Annotated in this window: 22 protein-coding genes; 11 read left to right on the top strand and 11 right to left on the bottom strand. The window is 46.6% G+C overall.

The annotated features are described in order from the left end of the window. Positions 1-3: 3 nt before the first annotated feature. The 3 genes from GWO68_RS05000 to GWO68_RS04990 all read right to left on the bottom strand — a co-directional run bounded on the left by GWO68_RS05000 (position 4) and on the right by GWO68_RS04990 (position 3144). Entirely contained in the window at positions 4-432 is a 429-nt protein-coding gene (locus tag GWO68_RS05000) for a GtrA family protein (protein WP_162345327.1), read from the bottom strand. A gap of 11 nt (positions 433-443) precedes the next feature. Next, entirely contained in the window at positions 444-1415 is a 972-nt protein-coding gene (locus tag GWO68_RS04995) for a glycosyltransferase (protein ID WP_162345326.1), read from the bottom strand. A 64-nt stretch (positions 1416-1479) separates the two neighbouring features. Further along, positions 1480-3144 (bottom strand): hypothetical protein, encoded by a 1665-nt coding sequence (locus tag GWO68_RS04990; RefSeq protein WP_162345325.1) that lies wholly within the window; start codon positions 3142-3144, stop codon positions 1480-1482. Positions 3145-3441: 297 nt separating this feature from the next. On the opposite strand from GWO68_RS04990, the gene GWO68_RS04985 reads away from it, so the two are divergent. From GWO68_RS04985 to GWO68_RS04955, 7 genes are all read left to right on the top strand, one after another. Then, positions 3442-3723, top strand: a complete 282-nt coding sequence (locus GWO68_RS04985) for a GNAT family N-acetyltransferase (RefSeq protein ID WP_162345324.1) — start codon at positions 3442-3444, stop codon at positions 3721-3723. 64 nt (positions 3724-3787) lie between these two features. Next, positions 3788-4504 carry a hypothetical protein gene (locus tag GWO68_RS04980; protein ID WP_162345323.1) on the top strand — a complete coding sequence of 239 codons (717 nt, stop codon included), beginning with the start codon at positions 3788-3790 and terminating at the stop codon, positions 4502-4504. Positions 4505-4518: 14 nt separating this feature from the next. Beyond that, positions 4519-5184, top strand: a complete 666-nt coding sequence (locus GWO68_RS04975; RefSeq protein ID WP_162345322.1) for an outer membrane beta-barrel protein — start codon at positions 4519-4521, stop codon at positions 5182-5184. A 150-nt stretch (positions 5185-5334) separates the two neighbouring features. Continuing rightward, on the top strand, positions 5335-5667 hold the full coding sequence (locus tag GWO68_RS04970; protein ID WP_162345321.1) for an ArsR/SmtB family transcription factor: 333 nt from the start codon (positions 5335-5337) through the stop codon (positions 5665-5667). A gap of 54 nt (positions 5668-5721) precedes the next feature. Further along, the gene (locus GWO68_RS04965; protein WP_162345320.1) at positions 5722-6624 is read left to right on the top strand and encodes an arsenite methyltransferase; all 903 of its coding nucleotides are present in this window, start codon (positions 5722-5724) and stop codon (positions 6622-6624) included. 26 nt (positions 6625-6650) lie between these two features. Further along, positions 6651-7730: an ACR3 family arsenite efflux transporter gene (gene arsB, locus GWO68_RS04960; protein WP_162345319.1), complete on the top strand. Its 1080-nt coding sequence runs from the start codon at positions 6651-6653 to the stop codon at positions 7728-7730. Next, positions 7727-8344, top strand: a complete 618-nt coding sequence (locus tag GWO68_RS04955) for a low molecular weight phosphatase family protein (RefSeq protein ID WP_162345318.1) — start codon at positions 7727-7729, stop codon at positions 8342-8344. The genes arsB and GWO68_RS04955 overlap by 4 nt, the downstream gene beginning before the upstream one ends. A 1-nt stretch (position 8345) precedes the next feature. Here GWO68_RS04955 and GWO68_RS04950 read toward each other — a convergent pair whose 3' ends face one another. The 6 genes from GWO68_RS04950 to GWO68_RS04925 form a co-directional block, all read right to left on the bottom strand. After that, entirely contained in the window at positions 8346-9563 is a 1218-nt protein-coding gene (locus GWO68_RS04950; protein WP_162345317.1) for a DUF3570 domain-containing protein, read from the bottom strand. After that, positions 9554-9781, bottom strand: a complete 228-nt coding sequence (locus GWO68_RS04945; protein ID WP_162345316.1) for a DUF4266 domain-containing protein — start codon at positions 9779-9781, stop codon at positions 9554-9556. The genes GWO68_RS04950 and GWO68_RS04945 overlap by 10 nt, the downstream gene beginning before the upstream one ends. Positions 9782-9792: 11 nt before the next feature. Continuing rightward, the gene (locus tag GWO68_RS04940; protein ID WP_202923679.1) at positions 9793-10854 is read right to left on the bottom strand and encodes an FAD:protein FMN transferase; all 1062 of its coding nucleotides are present in this window, start codon (positions 10852-10854) and stop codon (positions 9793-9795) included. 18 nt (positions 10855-10872) lie between these two features. Continuing rightward, entirely contained in the window at positions 10873-11346 is a 474-nt protein-coding gene (locus GWO68_RS04935) for a thioredoxin family protein (RefSeq protein ID WP_235941943.1), read from the bottom strand. A 222-nt stretch (positions 11347-11568) separates the two neighbouring features. Beyond that, positions 11569-12051, bottom strand: a complete 483-nt coding sequence (locus tag GWO68_RS04930; protein WP_162345315.1) for an META domain-containing protein — start codon at positions 12049-12051, stop codon at positions 11569-11571. A gap of 75 nt (positions 12052-12126) precedes the next feature. Then, a complete protein-coding gene (locus GWO68_RS04925) occupies positions 12127-12894 on the bottom strand; it encodes a hypothetical protein (protein WP_162345314.1) in 768 nt (255 codons plus the stop codon). A gap of 230 nt (positions 12895-13124) precedes the next feature. Between GWO68_RS04925 and GWO68_RS04920 the strand changes: the two genes are divergently transcribed. From GWO68_RS04920 to GWO68_RS04910, 3 genes are all read left to right on the top strand, one after another. Beyond that, positions 13125-14924: a M61 family metallopeptidase gene (locus GWO68_RS04920; RefSeq protein WP_162345313.1), complete on the top strand. Its 1800-nt coding sequence runs from the start codon at positions 13125-13127 to the stop codon at positions 14922-14924. 957 nt (positions 14925-15881) lie between these two features. Beyond that, the gene (locus GWO68_RS04915) at positions 15882-17639 is read left to right on the top strand and encodes an SLC13 family permease (protein WP_162345312.1); all 1758 of its coding nucleotides are present in this window, start codon (positions 15882-15884) and stop codon (positions 17637-17639) included. Positions 17640-17690: 51 nt separating this feature from the next. Beyond that, the gene (locus GWO68_RS04910) at positions 17691-17894 is read left to right on the top strand and encodes a hypothetical protein (protein ID WP_162345311.1); all 204 of its coding nucleotides are present in this window, start codon (positions 17691-17693) and stop codon (positions 17892-17894) included. Between the two features lie 117 nt (positions 17895-18011). Here GWO68_RS04910 and GWO68_RS04905 read toward each other — a convergent pair whose 3' ends face one another. Further along, the gene (locus GWO68_RS04905) at positions 18012-18365 is read right to left on the bottom strand and encodes a hypothetical protein (RefSeq protein ID WP_162345310.1); all 354 of its coding nucleotides are present in this window, start codon (positions 18363-18365) and stop codon (positions 18012-18014) included. 13 nt (positions 18366-18378) lie between these two features. Continuing rightward, complete coding sequence (locus GWO68_RS04900; RefSeq protein ID WP_162345309.1) at positions 18379-18807, bottom strand: tellurite resistance TerB family protein; 429 nt, start codon at positions 18805-18807, stop codon at positions 18379-18381. A gap of 266 nt (positions 18808-19073) precedes the next feature. Here GWO68_RS04900 and pfkA point away from each other — a divergent pair, with 266 nt between their 5' ends. Further along, positions 19074-20045: a 6-phosphofructokinase gene (gene pfkA, locus GWO68_RS04895; protein WP_162345308.1), complete on the top strand. Its 972-nt coding sequence runs from the start codon at positions 19074-19076 to the stop codon at positions 20043-20045. Positions 20046-20139: the final 94 nt, after the last annotated feature.

Below are 20139 nucleotides of genomic sequence, written 5' to 3'. Positions count from 1 at the left end.
TGATTATCGTACAAATACAAACCTGTTGAGCAAGGCAAAATTAACTATAAACGAACAAGCCGTTGCAAGCAGTAGTGCCACAAGCTCAGGAGTTGCAACATAACGGGCTGCCGTAAATACTACCAGGTTTAAAAGCATACCTGCGGTGTATACCAGTACGGTTTGCATGTATTTGGCTCCAATAAACCGTAACTTGCCAAACGTTGTCTGATACTGGTTACACTGCATTGCAAAGGCGGCCGCAAAAACCCAGCCCGCATTAAGCGCAAACGCAGATGTAACTCCCCCTACCGAGCCTGCTAGTTTTGCTATAGCTTCGTTACCCGGCAGCAATGTATGCACCATAGCAAAGTATAGCGCCCAGTCTACGGCCGTATTTATGACACCGGCCAGTCCAAACTTTAGTATTTTAGGGGGTATGTTTACCAGCATAGGTTCAGGTTTTACTCTACCTCCTCAAACACAAATTCCTGTTTACTTTTCACCTGCTTTGGGGTTATTTCCTGGTAAATACCGCTTGTGTCCTGGCGCTTACGAGCCAGTATGTTTAGTAATAAAATACCAATTACAAAAAAGCCCAGGCAAAGCAGCGCTACATTCAGCAAACCAATCGACACCGTACTGGCCCAGCCAAGTATAGCCTCATGGGTTATAAACTTTTTGTAAAGCACATACCCGATCAGCGCTGCAAAGGCAACCGATATAACAGCAAATATTTTCAGGAACATCATCAGCAGGTCTTCGGCATACTCTACAAACGATTTAAAAGCGTGATGCACCAGGCTGGTCAGGTTCATTTTTGATTTACCGTCGATGCGTTTGCGCCGGTTATAAACGATCTGTTTTGTTTTAACCCGCTGCTTGGAAAGGTGCGCTGCAAAATGTACGAACGAGGTGTGGCAGGAGGTAGCGAGCACCCGGTTACTGATCATGCAATAGTTACCGAAGTTCATGACGCGACCGGTAATTACTTTAAAAATGAGCCTGTAAATGTGGTACGAAAATCGGAATGTTAAACTCTCTTTCCGGCGGCCACGCACTACGTTCACAATATCAGCTTCATCGTCGGCGTAAACCAGTTCGCGTATGGCCTCCGGGTCGTCTTCGCCGTCAGAGTCCATAACTATAAAACGTTGGCAGTTGCTGCTACGCGCATACAACAAACCCTGGTAAATAGCGCCCTGGTGCCCGGCATTATACTTCAGCGATAAAATAGTCAGTTCCACGTTCGGAGATGTCAGCCTTAGTTGTTGCAACAGGTGCAGGGTATTATCTGTAGAGGCATCGTCTACGATAATTACCTTAAAGCTGAAGGGTAATTGCCGCAGCACACTTTCCAGTTCTTTCAGAAAAGAAATAACTGTAACATTTTCGTTAAAGCATGGGGCAATAATTGCGAATTCCTGTTTACTCATGGTTGCATTACAAGTTAATGTGTAACACCTTTTTTAAATATCGGACTATAAGCTACCTATCGTTTTAGTGTGATAAGTGCGCTTTGTAACTGCCAGGGTTTGCCTGGTACCTGTACACCCTATAGTTCCCCACCCGCATAATAAGGGTATAGTAGCGCTGTTTTATAGTTTGCAGGTTAGGCAGTATGGTAAACTCGTAGGCAGGTTCTGTCTCTATCAGGTATTTTATAGTTCCGTTGTGTAGTTGCTGCTCCAGTTGGCTGTACCCGAAAACGCTTAGCGGCCCCGTCGAAAATTCCATGATTTCGAGCTGCGGCACAACGGCATGGCGGTACATAAAATTGTTGATCCCTTCCCGGTCGGCAGCGGCCACATTGGCAAACAGCAATTCGCCGGGCTGTAGTTTTTCTTCCTGCTCCAGAAATTGTTGCAGGCGCATTACGTCTTTTGTTTCGGGTTTCCAGTCTGTGGCCAAGTTGTACTTTACGTTGCGTACATTCTCAGATACCTGCAAGAGCAGCAATGCAAGTAAAAATCCACCTGCCAGCTTTTTAGCTTTGCTGAGTTGTTTGACTTTAAAAATTTTATGGTTGCCCCACAAACTATAGATAACCAGCAACATGGTAAGCACCTGCGCTACGTAATAATACTGCATTGTTGAGCCTACTTTAAGGGCGGTAAGCGTTGCAAAACCGATAGTACCCAGCGTTGCAAATGCCAGGAACCGCCCAACCAGCGGACCTTTAAGAACAAGCCACTCCTTAAAACTGAAATACAAAGCAATGCCAGTCGGAATAATCAGCTTCAGGATAACGAGCGGAATATCCCTCGGAACATCGGCCTTTAAAATAACACGCACATACTCTTTTACACTTATACCATTGGCTACACCACCTACTACATTCTGTAAAAAAGCATCGCCGTATAGTTGCATAAAAAGCAGTAACAGCAATCCGCAGGTAACTATGCCTGTACCTATAGCTATCGTTAATCCCCGCCAGTCGGCCGTAACAAGCAGAAAACCTCCCAGAATAAGGGGCATCTGGATACCGCTTTGCTTCGCGAAAATGGCTAATACACTCAGCCCAATTGCACTTGCCAGTATACTGAAACTATAGTTTCCTTCCCCGCGCTTCTCCAGGTACAGGAGCATAACAAAAACAGCCCACACAGCCAGCGCATCGTGCAGCGAGTCTGGCCGCACAGCATAATCATGCCCGTACTGCACTATAAAAGCTGTAAAGGAAGCAATGGCAGCCACTGCATAGTTTGCCTGTATAAACCTGCGAACTATAAGAAAGACCGCCACCGACGTGAAAGCATTTATAAAAATATTAACCGTGCGGCCGATAACATACAGCTGGTGTATGTCGGTAAAAGGGTTAACTATAGTTAGTTTGGCAATAGCAGCACAGATATAGTAATAAAGCGGCGTGTATTGTGTAATGGAAAAAGGCACAAGACCTGGGTTGTTGTAGAGCTTGCCATTTGCGAGCAGGTTTTGTATACTATAAATAACATTGGTTTCGAGGCCTACAAGGTCGGTGGTGTAGCTGCCGGCTAATGCTACCCGCACGCCCAGGGTTATAACCAAGCACTGTAACGCACACCCGGTTACTAACAGCAGGCCGGCATGGCTCCGGAAACTGAACTGTCTGGTTGGTGTATTTTGAGATTTTGCAGGAACTGACCGCTTGCTAACCGGTTCGAGAAGTAACGTTTGACTCATTTTAAGACTAACTTAATATCTTAGATTATAGCGAAGGATTAGCACTATACTGAAAACTATAAAAATTATATTTTTTTGTGAAATAATTCAATATTGGTCTTATACTATAATAATTTTCTTTTGTTGTATATAACTTAACAAAGTTTTACCAATTGTATTTACAGATTAGAGAAGGCACATTTTACTCTGGTATCCAATTAAGAAAGTCACCTAAAAGTGCAGTGCAGCAAGTGGGGTAACTATACTGACTTAACCTGGCTGTTTTTAAATCGTAAGGTGGAGTATATAATTTGACAGATGGATGTAAAGATTGTGCACGAAGAAAAGTACCAGCAGTTTACCGTTACGCTGACTAATGACGAAGAAGCAGAGCTGGCGTATGCCCGCCCTGCCGAGAAGGAAATAGATTTTACGCACACCTTTGTACCCGAGTCGGCACGTGGCAAAGGCATAGCGCAGCAACTGATTGAGGAAGGCCTTTGTTTTGCCCGCGACAATGGCTACCTTGTAATAGCTACCTGCCCTGTGGTGGCAAAGTACATCCAGAAGAACCCCCAGCACAAAGACCTGCTGAAATAAGCATTTTGTAATTTTATAGTGTAATAACTATATTTCATCTGCGAACCAACTTAACCCCTGCCAGATGAAAACAAAACTACTGTTGCTGTACACATCCATTTTGCTTACACTCAGCAGTTGCCACACCGAAACTGAAGATTTCATCAGTAAATACTGTCCTGGTTCCTGCACGGTAATTAAAGGCCGCCTTACCACCGACGACCGCAGCAAACCGCTGGGCGGTGTGATGCTAGAGGTACGCTACGAAGAGTTCTCGATGTTTTCCAGCTTTAAGCGCCGAAAGGCTGTTGCCACCACGGATGCGAACGGTAATTTTGAATTGCGCTTCCTGATGCGGGATGATGAAATCGGAAACGCAGATGGAAGTTTTGGCGAAATGAACGTGTATGCCCACCTCGATACCAGCAAATACCTGACCTGTTCCGGCTCGCAACGGTTACTGGCTTACTACAGACTAAAACGCGATACAACTTTGGCAGTAAACTATAACATTCCCCGGAAAGCGTTTGTGCAGGTACAGGCACTTAACACAGCAGCCATGCAAACCGGTGATAACCTGACAACAGATTTTATAGTTGATGCCGGTGCAGCAGATGATCCTTCCACCTGTGTTCCGGGGATTTTCTGGCATCGAAATGTAACAGCGCAAACGTTTGCCATTGCCGCCAACCAGCAGGTAACCATCCGCACTTATAAGCGCAAAAGCGGTGTCGAAACTGTTACGTCAGAAACCGTGACCCTAACGCCGGGCCAAACGATAAACTACCAGGTTACTTTCTAAGATACCTCAGCCCTATGAAAACACTTCTATTTGGTTTGTGCCTGTTGCTGTCTGGTTTCGCTGCCACAGCCCAGGATTCGCTGGCTTACCGTTCCGGAATCAGGATACAGTATGGGGGCGCCTACCCTACCGGCGATTTCAATAACACCAATTTCGAAGAAGATTACCCGCCTTTCGCGAAAGAGGGCAGCATGTTTCAGGTTAGTTACCTCAGAAGCATAAAAGAGCGCTTATTTGCAGGCGCTACTCTTGCCTGGCGCCGCAACACTTTTGACATGGATAAATTTGCAGACCCTGCGGACGAACTGGTAACCGACAAAAGCAGCAAACCGTGGCAATCAGTGTTTGTGATGGCAGATGCCGAGTATCGCTTTATTGCCCGGGATGGGTTTTTCTATGTAAAAGGTTCGTTGGGTTCCGCTTTCAGCCGCTCTGCCCGTTTGCAGGTAAACACCCTTTACGGAACTATAAACCGCCCTGCGGATAACGGTTTTGCTTTTGCGTATGGCCTGCACTCGGGTGTACAGGTAGACCTGAACCAATTCGGTATCGGTTTTGAGACAGGTGTAATCTCTACGAGGTCAACGTTTGAGATAACCGATGCGCAGGGCAAAACAACCCGCTATAAGCAAACGATGGCAACTATAAATTGTGGCCTTTTTGCAAACTATAGTTTCTAAACCTCCTTATTTTTTTACTGCTACAAGCAAAATATCCTTCTTTCAAAGCCAACTATAGACCGGATTATTACGCTTTCAAAAATAAATATGTGCTGATACTTTACTTTTTATTTTTATCATCGTAATATTACGATTAGAAAGACACTTACAATGGGAACTACTAAAACAGAAGCATTTACCGAGGCAGACCTGACGCTGGCCACCTACGCCAAAGCACTGGCGCACCCGGCACGTGTAGCCATCCTTCGCATTTTGCTGGAGCGCAACTCGTGCATCTGCGGCGACATTGTAGAAGAACTGCCACTGTCGCAGTCTACAGTTTCGCAGCATTTAAAAGAGCTGAAAGAAGCTGGGTTGATTAAAGGTGATATTGATGGCAAAAAAGTTTGCTATTGTATTGATGCAGAAGCCTGGAAACATGCCCAGTTACTGATGCAACAGATCTTTGCCAGCTATACATTGTGCGGCACTAGTTGCTGCTAAAAAAATTTAGAATAATTGATCGTAAAATACCGATAAAACTTAATTTTGAAGACCATGAATAACGCAGAAGAATTAAAAAAAATAGTAAAAGACAAGTACAGCGAGATTGCCCTGCAAAGCAAAGAGCAAAACGAAGCCTCGTGCTGTGGCGCCACCGGCTGCTGCACCGTAGACTACGCCATTTTCGCTGACAACTATACCGAACTGGAAGGTTATAACCCTGATGCTGATTTAGGTTTAGGCTGTGGCGTGCCAACTGAGTTTGCCCAGATCAAGAAAGGCGATGTGGTGCTGGACCTTGGCTCTGGTGCCGGCAACGACTGCTTTGTAGCCCGCGCCATAGTTGGCGAAACTGGCAAAGTAATAGGTGTAGACATGACTGAAGCCATGATTGCGAAAGCTCGCGACAATGCCGAAAAGCTGAACTTTAACAATGTAGAATTTAGACAAGGTGAGATCGAAGACCTGCCATTAGCTGCCAACCGTGTAGATGTGGTGATCAGTAACTGTGTACTGAACCTGGTGCCCGATAAGCAAAAAGCCTTTGCTGAGACTTTCCGTGTGTTAAAGCCAGGCGGCCATTTTAGTATTTCGGATGTGGTATTGGTGGGCAACCTACCTGCCGGCTTGGTAAACGATGCCGAGATGTATGCGGGTTGTGTGTCAGGTGCCATTCAGAAAGATGCTTACCTGGACATTATCCGCCACGCCGGTTTTACCAATATTACGGTGCAGAAAGAAAAAGCCATACAATTGCCTGACGAGATCCTGAAAGATTACCTGGACGAAGCGGGTATCAAGCAGTTTCGGGAGAGCAACACCGGCATTTTCAGCATAACAGTTTACGGCGACAAACCTGCCGAAGCGGCTTGCTGCGCACCGGGTGCTGTTAAATACCGCTTTTGTAAAGGAGCAAAAAATGGTGTGGAAGTTACTTCCGCGCCAGCTTTACTTTAAACTATAACACACTCTTACATCCAACCATGGAACATTGCGCACCTGCCCACAACCGGAAAAAACTGGGCTTTTTAGACAGCTACCTTACTCTCTGGATCTTCCTGGCGATGCTGATCGGCGTGGCGATAGGCTATTTTATCCCCGACAGTTCGGGCTACATCAATTCCCTTTCCAGCGGCACTACCAACATACCCATTGCTATTGGTTTAATTTTGATGATGTACCCGCCGCTGGCCAAGGTAAACTATAGGTTGCTGCCAAAGGTGTTCGGTAATGTAAAAGTGATTGGCTTATCGCTGCTGCTGAACTGGGTGATTGGGCCGCTGCTGATGTTTATACTTGCCATTACCTTCCTGCGCGACTACCCCGAGTACATGACCGGTCTTATACTTATTGGTTTGGCACGCTGCATTGCGATGGTATTGGTGTGGAACGACCTGGCCGACGGGAGCCGCGAATATGCTGCCGGGCTTGTAGCGATCAACAGTATTTTCCAGGTGTTTTTGTATAGTTTCTATGCATGGCTGTTCATTACCAAGCTGCCGCCTTTATTCGGTTTTGAAGGAGCTATAGTTGATATCTCTATCAGTGTTATTGCTGAGAGTGTAGCGATTTACTTAGGTATTCCATTTTTGCTGGGTGTGTTAAGCAGGGTAATACTGGTGCCACTAAAAGGCCATGAATGGTACCAGACCAAATTCCTGCCCGCCATCTCCCCTATCACCTTAATAGCGCTGCTGTTTACTATAGTGGTAATGTTCAGTCTGAAAGGTGAGTTGATCGTAACGATTCCGTTTGATGTGTTGCGTATTGCCGTGCCGCTGGTCATTTACTTTGCCGTGATGTTTTTAGTAAGCTTTATAGTTGGTAAGACAGCAGGCGCTGATTATTCTGAGAATGCATCAGTGGCGTTTACGGCGGCAGGCAACAATTTTGAACTTGCCATAGCGGTAGCCATCGCGGTATTCGGACTTAACTCGGGTCAGGCGTTTGCCGGGGTAGTAGGCCCGCTGGTGGAAGTACCGGCCCTGATTGCGCTGGTAAATGTAGCTTTCTGGCTACGTCGTAAACTATACAGCAACAAACTCACCAAAGAAACAGCATGAGCTTTAAACCAACCCTCGCCCAAACTATAGCTGACCTTACGCAAACTTTCGACCAGATATCAGAAGAACGAAAAGAGCTTTTAAAAAAGCTTACAAACTATATCAAACAGAAGCAAGACATCGGCCAAACTATAAACCTGGTGTTTATCTGCACGCACAACTCGCGCCGCAGCCATATGGCGCAACTATGGGCGCAGGCCGCTGCTGCCAACTATAATATCCCAAATGTAAAAACTTACTCAGGCGGCACAGAAGCAACTGCTTTTTACCCCGCTGCGGTGCTGGCCATGCAGGAGCTTGGATTTGAGATTGAGAAAGGCGCTGAAACTATAAATCCGAAGTACAAAGTAAACTATAGCCTTGATGCCTCAACTATAGAAGTATGGTCGAAACGGTTTGATGATGTGGCCAACCCAAGTGCTGACTTTTGTGCGATAATGACCTGCTCCGATGCGGATGAAAATTGCCCGTTTGTGTCGGGCGCAGAAAAGCGCATCGCCATTACTTACTCCGACCCTAAAGCAGCAGACAACACGCCGCAAGAAGCCGAAACTTACCGAAAGCGTGTTATGCAGATAGGCCGAGAAATGTTGTTTGCTTTCTCTGAAGTATAATTTACTTAGAGCCTGGAATGGTAAAGCCCAGATCGGCACTGATGATAAAGGCATTCAGTCCGTCGCTGCGCCAGTAGTTACCGCCCCGTACTTCTATACTTTTAAACTGCGTTGTTTTGCGCGAAAAAGGCAATCCGAAATGTGTGATACCTTCCAGCGGCGAATAGCGCACGCCTAGTCCGGCCTTATGGCTGTTTAGCCCAGCCAGGTCATAGTCTGAAGTATAGAATTCTTCTGACGTTTCATGTTCCCGGTAAGGCGCAAAATAATCGACTGCAGTTTGGGTATGGTAGCGGTAGAATGGGTAAAACGAGAAGAACGGGCCTATTTTGATTGGTGTTTCCAGTTCCACAGTATTGGCAGTCATACCCCAGCTATCGGCATAAAACCGGTAAAAGAAGCGCATGGTCAGGTAATCAGAAGTATAGTAATTAAACCGTAGCCCTACCGGGTATTTGTAGCGGTTATCGGGCAACCTCTCTATGTCAGGTAATTCCTGTTCCCTAAAATATACCCTGTGGAATGGCGTAGAAAGCAGACCGGTCTGGTACACAATATCGGATGAAAGGGCTGCCTGCATTTTCTGGTTGATGACCTGCGAAAGTGTAGCCGACAAACTATAGGATTGGCGTTTGTCGGTGCTGAGCAAGTCTCCCTGTCCGCGCAATTCTATCGGGTAAATAAGCGACCAAGTATCAAAAAAGGCCAGTGCCCCTAATGCCAGTTCGCGGTTACCATCTACCGAAGTTTTAGCCCAGTTCACTCCTACCGACAGCGACTTGTAATCATACTCGTTAGAGCCACCAATAGTAATGCCTTTTATAGTGCGGCGGGCATTGTTGCTGCGACTTATGCCCACATTCAGGTGCGTGCGGGTATCAGAGCTGGATGCCGAAGATACGTTATAGTCGATCTCGTCCGTAGAAGCCGAACTATAGAAATCCATTCCGAAGTTTACGTTGAGGTTGGTTACCGTATCCAGCGGCACATTTACAATGATGGTTGGCGTAACGTCGGTCAGTTCTTCGGTGCCAATACCGCCCGTTACCGGCGAGTGTTCCCCGGTCTGGCTATAGTAGCTGCCCAGTATGTTTACCTCCGTCGGCGATAGTTCGCGCACTTTGCGGCCGCTGGTAGTAGTGGTGGTAGTTGTAGTTTGCGCCATGGATGTTGTAGCCACCGTACAGACCACCAGCATCCCGATATACCTTAGTTGCATCCGCAGCCTCCTCCCATTTTACCGCCAGTTGCCCCGGATGCCCCCTCCCGGTAACTTTCAAAATTCATCTCAAAGGTCTGTACTTTACGGGCACTCAGCTGCATTTCTTCCTCGTTTAAGTACGATTTCTGGAATGGCTTGACTGTTTCGCAGCTGCTTAGCAAACTCAGCGCGAGCAAGCCTGCAAAAGCAAAAACTGGTCTGAAATGTATTTTCATAGTTTACGGTATTAGGGTTGTGCGGTGGCTGTTTTATTATACTTCTGAGGCGATTTCTTGTTCTGATAAAAATGAAGATTTAGGTTTTTAGAAGCCAGCATTTCATCTTTATCAGTTATCATCAGGCACTCTACTCCTTTCAGTTGGTTTATCAGGTGTAAGCCATCTTCAGGACCAAGTACATAGGTAGCGGTTGCCAGGGCATCGGCCAGTTCAGCATCAGGGCAAATAATAGTAACACTCTTAAGGCCAGTGGCTGGGTAGCCTGTTCTGGGGTCGATGATGTGGCCATAGCGTTTGCCATTAATCTCAGCAAATTTTTCGTAATCGCCGGAGGTAACTACGGCTGTTTCGCTGGCCGTGAGCCAACTGAATACTTTATCTTTTTCGGCAGGGTCGGCAATGCCTACATACCAGGGCTGGCCGTCGGGTTGCTTGCCCCAGGTTATCATGTCGCCGGCTGCATTTACTACGCCGGCCTTAATGCCCATTTTGCGCATGACATCGCGGGCCCGGTTGGCAGCATACCCTTTGCCAATGGCGCCAAATCCTATCTTCATTTCAGGGTCCTGCAGGTAAACACTGTGGTTTTTTGGGTCGAGAGTGATGCGCTGGTAACCGATGTGTTTTACGGAGGCGGCAATATCTTCAGGGGCGGGCATTTGGGTCATGCTGCCATCAAACTTCCAGAGCTTATAGGCAGCCGCAAACGAAATGTCAAAAGCGCCATCGGTAAGTTTGGAGATTTTGATACTTCGGGAGATGAGGTCGTATAGTTCGGGATCAACAGAAACAGGCATAGAACCTGCAGCCCGGTTTATGGCGCTGGTCTGGCTGGTAGGTTGCCACTCCGAAATCAGGGCTTCGATGCGCTTTATTTCGTTTACGCCGGCATCAATGGCGCTGTTGGCGAGTTGCTCATTTTCAGAAACAGCTACCAGCTCAAAACGGGTACCCATTAAAAGGAGCACCTTCTTATGCGCTTTGGCAGAAGAAGGTGCTCCCTGGGCTGTGCTTTCTATCTGCATCAGCAGCAAACTAAATAAAACAAGTAAGCTAAGGCGATGCAGCATGGGCAGGTATAGTTTATCTTAGTGGTGCAACAATTTATTCAGGTGTTGTACGTAAGCTTCCGGTCCTCCGGTTTTATATCCTGTCTTAGAAATTACTTTTCCGTCTTCATCAACCAGCACTACCAGCGGAAACAAGCCCTCTGTGTTATACCTTTCGGCCAGTTGCTCGTTGTGTTTCACCTGTTCGGCAGGTAACTGGTGTTTCTTAAATCTAGGGAAATCAAGTTCCAGCAGCACCAGGTTGTCTTTAGCATATTTTGTAAACGTGTCGGTGTTCCAAACTTCCTTGTTCAACAATATACAAGGCTTGCACCAGTCGGAGCCGGCAAATACCATCAGTATAGGTTTATGTTCTGCTTTAGCCTGCTTTATAGCGGCATTGTATTGGTGTAACCAGGCCTCGTGGCCAGGGGTAGTCTGGGCCTGCACCTGGCTGGCCGCAAACATAGTAACGAGAAGGAAAACCAGCAGAGAAATGCGCTTTTTTAACATAGTAGCGAAAGTTTAAAGTAAAACTTATATCAGCACAGCTATATACCTATGCCTTGCTATTACAACTTTGCAGGCAGGGGTATAAGTTCAAATACAGTGTAAGTTTGTTTCGCTAAAATGTGCGGTTTAGAATGGTACCAGTATAACGTAACACTGGTTGCTAAAGTATACCTGTTGCCTGTTTGGCCGGCTATTTAGTTGCACTTCACAAGCTCGCTATAGCTATAGTTTCTTCACTCTTACTTTACCGCTACGTTCCTCCTGCTGCAGGTCTTCGGGGTTTCCGGTTTTAAAGGTAGCGATGGCCTCCTGGCCCTGGTAAAATGTAAGTATACTTCCGGCTATACTATACGACTCTACACGCCCCAGTACCTCCATAAATTTTGTTTCCTGGTCCATGTTGGGGCACATCATGCGGGTAGAACCTAGGTCGGAAAAGCGAAGTGAACTACCGCTAAGTGTATACTTGCCAAAGAAGTGGTTACAGCCGCTGAAGCCTTTTACATCGTTTTCTTTTTCCTCTAACCTAAGGTAGGCGGTTCGGGTATTGTTGGGTGCCTGCGGGCTCTGTCCTTCCAGCGAAAGCAACATCCAGTAAGCATCCAGTATGGTATCTGTTTCGGTTTCGGGGTGGGCCGGGCTGGCGGTTTTGCAGCCGTATAACCAGAACAGCACCACCAGTATCAGGAAGTATATTTTTTTCATAGTATACAAGTTTAGGTTTGGTAACTATAAAAACGCCTGCAGCATTTGTGCAGGCGTTTTCTATTAATTTGTACATCAAATGCCAAAAGTATCATAACCATAGTTACTTATCGGAGAGTGCCTGGAGTAATCGGGACCGGAAGGATGGCGGTTACGATTTACGTTTTCACGGTACTGGTCATTGGTTGAACCGGAACTTTTGATACGGCCGCTGTAACGGTAATCTTCCTTGTTGTCATCAAAATCAAACTGGTTGGCTGGTCTGTAGTTGCGGCCATAGTTGTTGTCTGATGCGCTGCGGCTGTGTTCGCCTCTGTCGTGGTGTATATCTGTCAGGTCGTGGTTATAGTTGCGGCGTTCGTCCTGCCCGTATTCGCTATACCTTCTGCCATAGCCGGGGTTCTGGTAGCTGTTTTCCTGGCGGGCATAACGGCTGTTACCAGCATCACCATAGTTTGAGCCGCGGCTATAGTTTTGGTCCTGGCTGATGCGGTTTCTGTATTCTTCGGAACGGTAATCCTGGTTGCCTGTATAGCCGTGGCTCTCTTTGAAATGGTTGTCATCACCGTAGCGGTAATGGTCGTCGCGGTTACGGTGGGTGTTTCTATAGTTGTCGTTATAGTTGGCAGCGCCATAGCCCCCAACCGGCCCCCGGCTGAATTCATAAAAATCATCTCGCTGCTGTATGCGCACATTGCCATGCCCGTGGTCGGTATCTGCTATGCCATAATAATTGCCGCGCTGGCTGTAGCGGTTGTAGCTTTCGGGCGCATTCTCTTCTCTGCGGTTGGTATAACGGCTTGTGTCGTAGTTGCTGTCGTAATAATGCTCGTTTGTTTCCATAGGTATGTTTGTTTGGTTTTACCCTCTTTATAAACGGGCAAGCGCCGGCAGTGTTAAGCTATTGGCAAAAATCAGGTGGTATTTAAAGTATAAAACACTCGTCTGGCCAGTTTATGCGCAGCTATAGTTCTGTTCATAACAGTTGGTCGAGAAGTTGGGCAGGTTCATCTATTTCGTTAGCAAATGAAAACCGGCTTTTATACTTTCATTTAAAATAACTCTCCTGAACTATGAAAAAAATTACTACCTCGGCTGCGTTGCTCTTTCTGCTGGCATTTGCTCCGTTGGCCGAAGCTTCTAAAAGCCCTGAACTAACCTACACCGTTAACCTGAACGACCGTGCAGACGACCAATTTAAAGTAACGCTGGATGTTAAAGGCCTGACAGCTGCCAACAATGTTTTCCAGTTTGCAGCCACCGCGCCCGGCACCTACCAGACTATGGATATCGGCCGCTTTGTACACAACTTTAAAGCCTACGATAAGAAAGGTCGCGAGCTGGAAACAAAGCAGATAAGTACCAACCAATGGGAATTAAGCAATCCGAAGAAAGTCCGTAAAATAACATACCAGATTGCGGAGACGTTTGACACGCCCGTTGAAAAAGACAAGGTGTATGCCATGTGCGGCACCTCGCTGGAGCAGGACCATGCGCTTATAAACGGGCAGGCTGTTTTCGGTTACCTGAAAGGCTTGCAGGCAGTGCCTATGCACTTAAAACTGGAGCACCCCAAAGAATGGCTGGTAGGCACCGCCCTGACGGCAGATAAAAAAGGGGTTTACAAGGCCAATAACTACGACCACATCGTGGATTCGCCAATTATGGCCGGCAACCTGACCAAAGCCCAGACCGAGTATAACGGCACCACTATCGACATTTATACCTACTCTAAAACAGGCAAGATAAAGTCGGAGGCCCTGATGACCAACATGACAACCATGCTGGAAGCAGCCCATAAGTTTGTCGTAAATTTTCCGGTAGACCGCTATACGTTTCTGTACCATTTCGAGGACCAGGACTGGGGCGCGTGGGAGCACTCCTATAGTTCAGGTTATGTGATGCAGGAAAACGACCTGACGCCAGAGTATGCCAAACGCCTGACCGATATTGCTGCCCACGAATTCTTCCACATCATTACCCCGCTAAACATCCACAGCGAAATTATAGAGCAGTTTAACTTTGTGCAGCCAACCCCATCGCAGCATTTGTGGTTGTATGAGGGCACTACGGAGTGGGCATCGCATGTAATGCAGCTGCGCAGCGGCCTGAAACCACTACCTGCTTACCTGGCCGATGTACGCCAAAAACTGATGATCGATGATCAGTTGGATAAGAGCTATAGTTTGCAGAAACTGTCCTTAACCTCTTATACGCCCGAAGGTAATCAGCAGTATTTCAATATCTACAACCGCGGCGCTGTAACTGCCACCCTACTCGATATCCGTTTGCTGGAACTATCGGGGGGCAAGCGCGGACTGCGTGAGGTGATCAATGAATTATCAAAAGAATACGGTCCTAAAAAGGCGTTCCCGGAGGATAAATTCTTCGAGATCTTTGCTGCCAAAACCTACCCTGAGATTGCCGACTTCTTTATTCGTTATGTGATAAATGCAGAGCCGCTTCCGGTAGCAGATTACTTCGGGAAACTGGGAATAAACTACGAGGCTGCCAAAAGCACCGGCAACAAAGTTAAAGGTCTGGGATATGCCATAGGCGCGCCAGGTGGTGTGCTTTCGTTAACACAGGTAGGCGAGGCTATGCAGCAAGCAGGGTTGCAGCCCGGCGATGAAATTATAGCCCTTGATGGCGTAGCCGTGTCGTTGGAAAATGCCAACCAGGTATTGCCTAAATTAGGTACCCTGAATGCCGGCGACAAATATACGTTAACTATAAAACGCGATGGCACACCGCAAACGATAGCCTGCCAGATGCAAAGCCAGGATGAAATTAAGAAACACCTGTTTGAGGTAAATGAGCAAGCCACTCCACAGCAACTTGCCTTACGCTCCAGCTGGATGAAGAATTTATAATAATTTGCTTTTAACACCCATTAAACTCCTGCTACCCGATAGCAGGAGTTTTTTTATGTCTTAACGTTTCTATTTATAAAACAGGTTTGGCTATAGTTTTTATAGTTAGTAATTACTGGCGCGAGTCTCCAGACTCGTGACTTAGAATGGTGTTGAGTCTCCTGACTCAACTGTCCCTGCAGGGACAAGCATGGCGCTGGCTATAGTTCTATAGTTACTGTTTATCCAATAACCCTTGCCCTATCCCGGAACAAGTCCGGGATCTGTGACTTGTCGAAGACGGAGAGTTTTGCTTACCACTTTATACGTCATCCTGGAAGGATCTTGTGGGAAGATGCGTTAAGATTCTGCTATAATAAACCCCAGCTCCTCTCAATAGGGGAGTTTCTGTAGTTGTTATAGTTAGCGTTATAGTTTTATAGTTACGGTTTGTCATCCCCCAGCCCCCTTCAAAGGGGGACTTTCTGCTACAGTTAACTTTCGGTTATAGTTCTATAGTTTAAGTCCATCCACGGACAGGTTACAACCTGTCCCTAGGGAATTATAATCACGATGAATTTCGGAGCTTATCAGTCTAAACTATAGCTATAGGTCAATAGTAGAAAGATATCAGTCTTTGGGTTGAGCGCCTTTGACTTGTTGCGGTGCCGTAAGGCAATCCGAGGAACGAGGATAGCAAGAAGGCAGCAGCGCGATGCCCGAAGGCGGGGCCTCCCGGCCGTGAGGGAGCCAAGTTGGATTGAAACGGTAGGTGACTAAAGCTCCCAGGGATACAGGTAATTATAAAACGAAAACCCAATTACAACTATAGCCTGCTTTAAAGTATACTCTTCACCATCCACACTACTGCTCAAACTTTTTATAGCAAAACACCACCCGCCTCAATAAAGCAACGTAAAAGCCGAAACCGCATACTTTAACCATGCCAATTTTCCTTCGATAACGTTACGCGCACCTATGGAAATAGCCCTTGTGCTGATACTTCTGGTAATAGCTGTAGTGATGTTCGCTACAGAAAAACTTTCCGTAGAAATCGTTACCCTGCTCCTGCTTATTGTGCTGGCAAGTGTCCGTATTATTACCCCCGCCGAGGCATTTGCAGGCTTCAGCAGCGACTTTATCATCATTATCGCATCTATCTTTATTATAAGTGCTGCCCTCGAAGAAACCGGCATTTTGGATTTTGCAGTAGTGCGGATGGCAGAGCTGGCCAAGAAAAGCAAGAACCTGATGCTCTTTACCGTGATGTTTATTACCGGGATAGTATCGGCTTTTATGAATAATACCACGGTAACGGCCATGTTCCTGACGCCACTGGTCGGGCTTGCCAAAAGGACAAACATGAATGCCTCTAAGCTGCTGATGCCCCTCGCCTATGCGGCTATACTTGGCGGTACCTGCACGCTTATCGGTACATCAACCAACGTGGCCGTAAGCGGTTACGTAGCCAAAGCAGGTATGGAGCCGATCGGCATATTCGAGATTTCGGGCATCGGGATGATCATTTTCCTGGTGGGTATAGTTTATATGATGACGATAGGCCAGCGCATGTTACCTGACAATACTGACCAGCAACTGACCGAAGAATACAAACTGCAGAAATACCTGACTGAGATCATCGTAATGCCGGATTCGCCGCTTATCGACCAGCTTGTTTTTGCTTCCGACCTCACTACACTGCATTTCAGGATACTGAATATCATCCGCAAAAAAGAGAACTTTCTGCCCGACTTCCGGACGCGCATACAGGAAGGCGATGTGCTGCTGGTAGAAGGCGACCTGGATAACCTGATGAAAGTGAAGGAAACAAAAGGCATTGAAATAATGGCCGATGTGATCCTGGAAAAAGACTTGCAGACAGAAGACATACGCCTGGCAGAGCTGATGTTGCCAAGACAATCGAACCTGATAAACAAAACAGTAAAGGAGGTAAATTTTCTGCAACGCTTCGGGTTGGTTGTAATTGCCATCTCGCGGCACGGCGAAACACTGCGCACCAAAATAGGAAGTATAAACCTGCAACTGGGCGATATATTACTAGTACAGGGTGCGGCACAGCGCCTCAGCCAACTCAGGGGTTCTAGCAACGTGGCACTTTTAGATGAGTTTGAACCTGTACTGTTCAAGAAGCGCAAAGGCACTTTTGTTATAGTTGTGTTTATGCTGGCCATTATACTGGGTTCCTTTAATTTTCTGCCGCTTTCTATTGCCTTTTTAATGGCTGCCATTGCCTGCATCCTGTTCCGGTGCATAAGTACCGAAAAAGCCTACGGCGCTATAGACTGGCGCTTACTTATACTTATTGGCGGCATGACCGCTTTTGGTACAGCCATGGAAAATTCCGGCGCTGCCGACCTGCTGGCACAAAGTATAGTTGAAATTATGGGCCCAATCGGTAAGCTGGCCGTGCTGGCAGGGTTTGTGATCCTTACTGTAATTCTTACCCAACCCATGTCTAATGCGGCAGCAGCGCTGGTTATAGTTCCGGTTGCCTTAAAAGCTGCGGTTGGCTTAGACTCAGACCCCCGCACGTTTGCCATTGCTATTATGCTGGCGGCATCGGTGTCGTTGGTTACTCCCTTTGAGCCTGCCTGTATTCTGGTGTACAGCCCGGGCAAATACCGCTTCGGCGACTTCATTAAAATAGGCACGCCACTTACTGTGCTGCTGATAGCGGTTATATTGTTGCTGGTACCTGTGTTCTGGCCTTTGTAACTGCAACCCTGTTTCTACAGTATCCTACTTACCAGGCATTGAGTAAAAACTATGAAATTATCAGCTTATTTGGGTACGCTGTTGCTATTAACTATGTATAGTTGTGGCCCCAAAAACCAGGAAGTTACAGACGAGCAGGTAGAAACCGGCAGCCGCACCGAAGTGCTGGACTCTGTTGCCAATACCCGTGAAGATGCCGTCAGAATTGATGAAAACGACACAGTAGACACACTAACAGCACCAACTGCTGATTGAGAAAGGGACAAAGCTATAGTTTGACTAACCCCAGACAACCTATAGTTTGCTTACTTCAAAGTATTGAAAAGAAAGCCTGATTTGTGCTGAAGAAAGATTAATGGCAGTCAACTATAGTTACAGGTAAAAATATTCGGGGTACTGCCGGAAAAGATAAATTAACAGCCCAAAACCGGTACCGCCAGCTACACCCAGCCAGAAAGCAACTATACCCGCCCGTTTTGCCAGCGCTTTATCGGGTTCTTTCAGTAGCAGGTAATGGTAGCTCAGGTGGCCCAGGTATAACACTACGGCCAGCATCAGGCTAACAAACCAAAACACGCCAAACCGAACCAGGAACAGCACAGGCAGCTTATTTTCGAGCAGGTAAGGCAACCGGTACTCCCGTATCACGAAATAAGAAGCAAGGCACAACAGCAGGCAGCCATACACAAACAGCACCAGCCTGTTACTCTCCATTAGTCTTCTCATCGGGGGTAGTTTGTTAATAGTTCAGAAAAGCCTGTGCATCCTGCTTAATCATGTCGCGGGTAAGACCATCTTTTACGCCCGTAGATATTTTGCGCACCAGCACGCCCACCACCGATTTTTTAAAGCCAAGCCGGGTAGCCATGTGTATACAAAAATCCATTTCATTCTCATCTACAATGCCATCGGCCAGCATCATCTCTACCATGTCGTAGATCTGGTCAAAGCGCTCAGAGTCGTTGTTGGGCAGCTGAGGCGTTACTTTAGACGAGTCGGCGAGCAGACTTTTAACGTCGCTGGCGCGCATACCATGTTTGGTACCAATAGCTATAATAAAGTTTATCTCAGCCGGATCTATGTGCCCGTCAATTTTTGCCAGCGCGCCCAGGTTAGTGAGGTGGCTTTTTAACTTTTTTGTTTCTTCACTTTCAAAAAAACGAAACATAGGTTGCCTTACTTTATTTAAATTTATTAATTAGCCCCGCAAGATTCTGGTGATGCATTTAGCTCCTGTTACTTAGCACGGAAACACCCGGATTACCGGGCAGATTTGTTTGACGCTATAGCATACGGTTTTCTATATTTAACAGATAAAGTTTTTTATTTTTTTTAATTTCCTGCACTTCTGCGTTACTTGCCAGCTCCTAAACAGGTATAAGCTATAAATTCCTGTGCAAGGCACCAGATTACCAAATTACAGACTACAGTATAATGAAAAAGATAGCAGTATTTACCTCCGGAGGCGACTCACCGGGTATGAACGCCTGTGTGCGCGCAGTAGTACGCTCGGCAATATTTAACGGCCTTGAAATCTATGGGATCCGACGGGGGTATAACGGGATGATAAAAGGGGATATCTTTAAAATGGAATCTTCTACTGTTAGTAATATCATTCAGCGTGGCGGTACAATTCTTAAATCTGCCCGCAGCAAAGATTTTGTTACCAAAGAAGGACGCCAGCAGGCATATAATCAGTTAAAAGAACATGGCATTGAAGGGTTGGTAGCCATTGGTGGCGACGGCACATTTACAGGCGCTAACCTTTTTTACGAAGAGTTCGGCATCCCAACTATAGGTGCGCCGGGCACTATAGATAACGACCTGTATGGCACAGACTTTACCATTGGCTACGACACTGCCGTAAACACTGCTATTTATGCTATAGATAAAATACGCGATACCGCAGACAGCCACGAACGCGTGTTTTTTGTGGAAGTAATGGGTCGCGACTCCGGTTATATTGCTATACCGTGTGCCGTAGGCGGCGGCGCCGAAATTGTGATGATCCCGGAAACCAAAACAACGATAGAAAAAGTAGTAGATGCCCTTAAAACAGGCTGGAGCCGGTCTAAAACATCGTTTATAGTTATAGTTGCCGAAGGCGATGAAGAAGGAAGCGCCGTAGAAATAGCAGCCAAAGTACAGAAAGAAATTCCGCAGATGGATGCCCGGGTAACGATACTTGGCCACGTACAGCGTGGTGGCGCTCCAACTGCCGCCGACCGCATGCTGGCAAGCCAACTAGGCATAGCTTGTGTAGAGGGTCTCTTAGCTGGACGCGCCTGCGAAATGGCCGGGATCGTAAATTCAGAACTGGTTTATACGCCCTTTATAGAAACTATAACCAAAGTAAAAGCGCTTAACCCCAACTATGGCCGCATGATAGACATATTGTCAGTTTAAGAAGTTAGAAAAGTATAAGTTAGAAAGTTAAAAGCCCTCACAGTATCTTCCTGATCTGTGAGGGCTTTTCATTTATTGATAAAAGTATAATCTA

Origin of the sequence: Pontibacter fetidus (assembly GCF_010119545.1) — a bacterium.
Lineage (GTDB): Bacteria > Bacteroidota > Bacteroidia > Cytophagales > Hymenobacteraceae > Pontibacter > Pontibacter fetidus.
The sequence above is the reverse complement of the archived record's forward strand: the minus strand, read 5'-3'. Positions and strand labels throughout refer to the sequence as shown.